This is a genomic window from Mycobacterium sp. (assembly GCF_035640695.1).
Classification (GTDB): Bacteria; Actinomycetota; Actinomycetes; order Mycobacteriales; family Mycobacteriaceae; genus Mycobacterium.
On the sequence record NZ_DASQVQ010000192.1, the window covers coordinates 80,995 to 86,994 of the forward strand.

Below are 6,000 nucleotides of genomic sequence, written 5' to 3' on the forward strand. Positions count from 1 at the left end.
ACGTAACGCTAGCAGTTCAATGGGCTCGCCCTGTTTTTAGAGCACGCAGGAATGGGAATTCGCCGGTAGCGTTGAAGTATCCACCGCACCAACTTCTGGTGCGGGAGAGGAGCGCAACATGAGTGAGTCAGAGCGTTCTGAGCCCTTCGGAACACCCATGTCCAGCGACGATGCTGCCGAGCTTGAAGAGCTGCGCCGCGAGGCGTCGGCTCTGCGTGAGCAACTCGAGAGCGCAGTCGGCGCGCCGGGCGGGTTGCGCAGTGCACGTGATGTTCACCAGCTTGAAGCGCGCATCGACTCTCTCGCCGCGCGTAACGCTAAATTAATGGAAACTCTTAAGGAAGCCCGCCAGCAGTTGCTCGCTCTTCGCGAAGAGGTCGACCGGTTGGGGCAGCCGCCGAGCGGCTACGGCGTGCTGCTGTCGGTGCAGGACGACGACACCGTCGACGTGTTCACCTCCGGCCGCAAGATGCGGCTGACCTGCTCGCCGAACATCGACGTGAAGTCGTTGAAGAAGGGGCAGACGGTCCGGCTCAACGAGGCCTTGACCGTGGTCGAGGCCGGATATTTCGAGGCCGTCGGCGAGATCAGCACGTTGCGCGAGATCCTGTCCGACGGGCACCGCGCGTTGGTGGTCGGCCACGCCGACGAGGAGCGCATCGTGTGGCTGGCCGAGCCGCTGCTGGCCACCGAGGACATGGCTCCCGAGGTGGCCGAGGCGCTCGACGACGACTGGCGCAGCCGGAGGCTTCGCCCGGGAGACTCGCTGCTGGTCGACACCAAGGCCGGTTACGCGTTCGAGCGGATTCCCAAGGCCGAGGTCGAGGACCTGGTGCTCGAGGAGGTGCCCGACGTCAGCTACAACGACATCGGCGGCCTGAGCCGGCAAATCGAGCAGATCCGCGATGCGGTCGAGCTGCCGTTTCTGCACAAGGATCTCTATCGCGAATACATGCTGCGTCCGCCCAAGGGTGTGCTGCTGTACGGGCCGCCCGGCTGCGGCAAGACGCTCATCGCCAAGGCGGTGGCTAATTCGCTGGCCAAGAAGATGGCGGAGGTGCGTGGCGACGACGCCAAGGAGGCGAAGTCGTACTTCCTCAATATCAAGGGCCCCGAACTGCTGAACAAGTTCGTCGGCGAAACGGAGCGCCACATACGGCTGATCTTCCAGCGGGCCCGTGAGAAGGCCTCGGAGGGCACGCCGGTGATCGTTTTCTTCGACGAGATGGATTCGATCTTCCGCACCCGCGGCACCGGCGTGTCGTCGGACGTGGAGACCACGGTGGTACCGCAGCTGCTTTCCGAGATCGACGGCGTGGAGGGCCTGGAGAACGTCATCGTGATCGGCGCGTCCAACCGCGAGGACATGATCGACCCGGCGATCCTGCGGCCCGGCCGCCTGGACGTGAAGATCAAGATCGAGCGGCCGGACGCCGAGGCGGCCCAGGACATCTTCAGCAAGTACCTCACCGAGGACCTGCCGGTGCACGCCGAGGACCTCGCCGAGTTCGACGGCGACCGCACCGCCTGCATCCAGGCGATGATCGTCAAGGTTGTGGACCGGATGTACGCCGAGATCGACGACAACCGGTTCCTCGAGGTCACCTACGCCAACGGCGACAAGGAAGTCATGTACTTCAAGGACTTCAATTCCGGGGCGATGATCCAGAACGTCGTCGACCGCGCGAAGAAGTACGCGATCAAGGCGGTGTTGGAAACCGGCCAGCGCGGCATGCGGATTCAGCATCTGCTCGACTCGATCGTCGACGAGTTCGCCGAGAACGAGGACCTGCCCAACACCACGAACCCGGATGACTGGGCGCGGATCTCGGGCAAGAAGGGCGAGCGGATCGTGTACATCCGGACGTTGGTCACCGGCAAGTCGTCGAGCGCATCGCGGGCCATCGACACCGAGTCCAACCTGGGCCAGTACCTGTAGCTCAGCAATCGGCGGGTCGTGGTGCCAAGCGCACGGCACGGTCGCGGGTTAGCACGGCACGTCCCCTAGGCTGATTGCATGCAGCGCATCATCGGAACGGAGGTCGAGTACGGCATTTCGTCGCCGTCCGACCCGACCGCCAATCCGATTCTGACCTCGACGCAGGCGGTGCTTGCCTACGCCGCGGCGGCGGGTATTCAGCGCGCCAAGCGAACCCGCTGGGACTACGAGGTGGAATCGCCGCTGCGCGATGCCCGTGGCTTCGACCTGAGCCGCTCGGCCGGCCCGCCGCCGGTGGTGGACGCCGACGAGGTCGGTGCGGCGAACATGATCTTGACGAACGGCGCACGCCTGTACGTCGACCACGCGCACCCGGAGTACTCGGCGCCGGAGTGCACGGACCCGCTGGACGCCGTCATCTGGGACAAGGCCGGCGAGCGGGTGATGGAGGCCGCGGCGCGGCACGTCGCCAGCGTCCCTGGCGCGGCCAAGCTGCAGTTGTACAAGAACAACGTCGACGGCAAGGGTGCGTCGTACGGCTCACACGAGAACTATCTGATGTCGCGGCAGACGCCGTTTTCGGCCGTGATCGCCGGGCTGACACCGTTTTTGGTGTCGCGGCAGGTGATCACCGGATCCGGCCGCGTCGGTATCGGGCCCGCCGGCGACGAACCGGGATTTCAGCTGTCGCAGCGTGCGGACTACATCGAGGTCGAGGTCGGCCTGGAAACCACGCTGAAGCGCGGCATCATCAATACCCGCGACGAGCCGCACGCCGATGCCGACAAGTACCGCAGGCTGCACGTCATCATCGGCGACGCGAATCTCGCCGAGACGTCGACGTATCTGAAGCTCGGCGGGGCCGCCCTGGTGCTGGACCTGATCGAGGAGGGCATCGACCTGTCGGATCTCGCGCTGGCCCGGCCGGTTCACGCGGTGCACGTGATCAGCCGGGACCCGACGCTGCGGGCGACGGTCGCGCTGGCCGACGGCCGCGAGCTGACCGGGCTGGCCCTGCAGCGGATTTATCTTGATCGGGTGGCCAAGCTGGTGGACAGCCGCGACCCGGACCCGCGCGCCGCGGACATCGTGCAGACCTGGGCACACGTGCTTGACCTACTGGAACGCGACCCGATGGACTGCGCCGACCTGCTGGACTGGCCTGCCAAGCTGCGGATACTCGAGGGGTTCCGACATCGGGAAAACCTGAGCTGGTCGGCGCCGCGGCTGCATCTCGTCGACCTGCAATACTCCGACGTGCGTCTCGACAAGGGCCTGTACAACCGGCTGGTGGCGCGCGGATCGATGAAGCGCCTGGTGAACGAGCAGCAGGTGCTCGACGCAGTCGACAACCCGCCAACGGACACGCGGGCCTACTTCCGCGGCGAGTGCCTGCGCCGTTTCGGCGCCGACATCGCCGCCGCCAGTTGGGACTCGGTGATCTTCGATCTGGGCGGCGACTCGCTGGTGCGAATTCCGACGCTGGAGCCGCTACGGGGAAGTAAGGCCCACGTCGGGGCGTTACTCGATTCGGTCGACAGCGCCGCCGAACTGGTGGAGCAGCTCACGGCCACGTGAGTGATTCCTGTCTCGCTTGGTTTCTGCGCTCCGGTGCTATCCCAGGCAATGTGGGCGTTGACCGGTAATGTGGAGTAACCGGTGGGCACGCTGTGAGCCCGCCGATAACGAAAGCAGGAGGCAGCGATGGCTCAGGAGCAGACCAAGCGTGGCGGTGGTGGCGGCGAGGACGACGACCTCACCGGCAGCGCGGCCGCTGGGCAGGAGCGTCGCGAAAAGCTGGCTGAGGAAACCGACGATCTGCTCGACGAGATCGATGATGTGCTCGAGGAGAACGCCGAGGATTTCGTGCGCGCATACGTCCAAAAGGGCGGACAGTGACCTGGCCGCATCGCGAGCAGCTGGCCATTCCTAAACCCTTTTCCGGAGCACCATCGGTCCCTGTGGACTTGTCGTCCTTTTCTGAACTGCTGCGCCGCCAGGCGCCCCAACTACTTCCCGTCGCCGCTGCTGGCGCCGATGCCGGCGGTGTCGCGCCCGGCGCGGCGTTGCCGCACGGCACGACGATTGTCGCGCTGAAATACCCCGGCGGCGCGGTGATGGCCGGAGACCGGCGCTCGACGCAGGGCAACATGATCGCAAGCCGCGACGTAAAGAAGGTCTACATCACCGACGATTACACGGCCACCGGAATTGCCGGCACCGCGGCGATCGCTGTGGAGTTCGCGCGGCTGTACGCGGTCGAGCTCGAGCATTACGAAAAGCTCGAGGGTGTGCCACTGACGTTCGCCGGCAAGGTCAACCGGCTGGCAATCATGGTGCGAAACAATCTCGCCGCGGCGATGCAGGGTTTCGTCGCGCTGCCGCTGCTGGCCGGTTACGACATCGATGACCCGGATGCCCAAGGAGCCGGCCGGATTGTGTCGTTCGACGCGGCCGGCGGGTGGAACATCGAGGAAGAGGGCTACCAGTCTGTGGGCTCGGGTTCGGTCTTCGCCAAGTCGTCGATCAAGAAGTTGTATTCGCAGGTCGTCGACGCGGACTCGGGATTGCGGGTCGCGGTGGAGGCCCTGTACGACGCGGCCGACGACGATTCGGCAACGGGCGGACCGGACTTGGTGCGGGGGATCTATCCGACGGCTGTGACGATCGGAGCCGACGGCGCTGTCGAGGTGCCGGAGCAACGGATCGCCGAGCTGTCCCGTGCGATCATTGAAAGCCGCTCGCGCGCGGATACTTTCGGCCCCGACGCGAAGGAATCTGCTGAGGTTGAAGGCGACTCGTGAGCTTCCCATACTTCATCTCGCCCGAGCAGGCGATGCGCGAGCGCTCGGAGCTCGCGCGCAAGGGCATCGCCAGGGGGCGCAGCGTGGTGGCGCTGACGTACTCCGATGGGGTGCTGTTCGTCGCCGACAACCCGTCGCGGTCGCTGCAGAAAATCAGCGAGCTCTATGATCGCGTGGGCTTCGCGGCCGCCGGCCGGTTCAACGAGTTCGACAACCTGCGTCGCGGCGGCATCCAGTGGGCCGACACCCGAGGATATGCCTACGACCGCCGCGACGTGACGGGCCGCCAGCTGGCCTATGTTTACGCGCAGACGTTGGGGGCCGTCTTCACCGAGCAGGCCAAGCCGTACGAGGTCGAGGTGTGCGTTGCCGAGGTCGCCCACTATGGGGAATCGAAACCTCCTGAGCTGTATCGCATCACGTATGACGGGTCAATCAACGACGAGCCGAACTTCGTCGTGATGGGCGGGTCCACGGATCCGATCAGCACGGCGCTGAAGGAGTCCTACACCAAGAACGCCGCCCTGGCAGAGGCCGTCGGGATCGCGGTCAAGGCCCTCAGCCACGGCCCCAACGGTTCGGGGTCGTCGGAGCCGCGGACGCTGGATCCGTCCACGCTCGAGGTGGCCATTCTCGACCAGAACCGGCCGCGCCGAGCCTTCCGGCGGTTCACCGGCTCGGCGCTGGAAGCCCTTCTGCCGAAGCCGGATTCGGGGCCATCGGCTTCTTCGAACTCTTCTGAGTCGTCGGAATAGCGCCGCCTGGGGCAGTTATTTTCCGGCCTGCCGTGAGAGCTAACTGGCAGCTTTGTAAAGGGACTTTATGAAGGTGACCGGGATTAGCCACAGGCCGCCTATTCGTAATACGCTCATCGGTGCGCACGACTATCGGGGCTGGAAATCCACCAAGGAACCGAGGGGCCATGGCCGAAATCCCACCGGGCGAAGACGAAGCACAAGTCATTGTTGCTGTCGCGGACGCAGCGATGCACATGTACCGGGCCGCGATCGACTCGCTGCCACGAGTCGATCACCCAAAGTTCCACAATCGGGCTCAGGTGATCCTTTCCGGGCTGCGTAAACTGCAGACCTCGCTGGCTGAAGCTGCGGGCCGGAACCGATCCACGCCTTCGGTGATTGTCGCGCTCAGCGAAGCCCGCCGCCGTTACGACGAGGTGATGACAAGCGCCGCGGAGGCGCCCGGGGCCACGTTGGGTCAACGGCTTTATGTCGCGCGCATGCGTGCCAAATTATCCGC

Annotated in this window: 6 protein-coding genes; all 6 read left to right on the forward strand. The window is 65.2% G+C overall.

Translation table 11 applies throughout. The features are described from left to right. Positions 1–118: 118 nt before the first annotated feature. Complete coding sequence (arc, locus tag VE759_RS22805) at positions 119–1,939, forward strand: proteasome ATPase (RefSeq protein ID WP_324936679.1); 1,821 nt, start codon at positions 119–121, stop codon at positions 1,937–1,939. 78 nt (positions 1,940–2,017) lie between these two features. Next, complete coding sequence (dop, locus tag VE759_RS22810; RefSeq protein WP_324936681.1) at positions 2,018–3,517, forward strand: pup deamidase/depupylase; 1,500 nt, start codon at positions 2,018–2,020, stop codon at positions 3,515–3,517. Between the two features lie 126 nt (positions 3,518–3,643). Then, entirely contained in the window at positions 3,644–3,838 is a 195-nt protein-coding gene (locus VE759_RS22815) for a ubiquitin-like protein Pup (protein ID WP_324936684.1), read from the forward strand. Between the two features lie 20 nt (positions 3,839–3,858). After that, positions 3,859–4,743, forward strand: coding sequence for a proteasome subunit beta (gene prcB, locus VE759_RS22820; protein ID WP_414687985.1), 885 nt, complete (start codon positions 3,859–3,861; stop codon positions 4,741–4,743). After that, positions 4,740–5,498, forward strand: coding sequence for a proteasome subunit alpha (prcA, locus tag VE759_RS22825; protein ID WP_324936688.1), 759 nt, complete (start codon positions 4,740–4,742; stop codon positions 5,496–5,498). Before prcB ends, prcA begins: the two co-directional genes overlap by 4 nt. Before the next feature lie 167 nt (positions 5,499–5,665). Continuing rightward, positions 5,666–6,000: hypothetical protein (locus VE759_RS22830; RefSeq protein ID WP_324936690.1), on the forward strand; the 335-nt coding region annotated here is incomplete at its 3' end.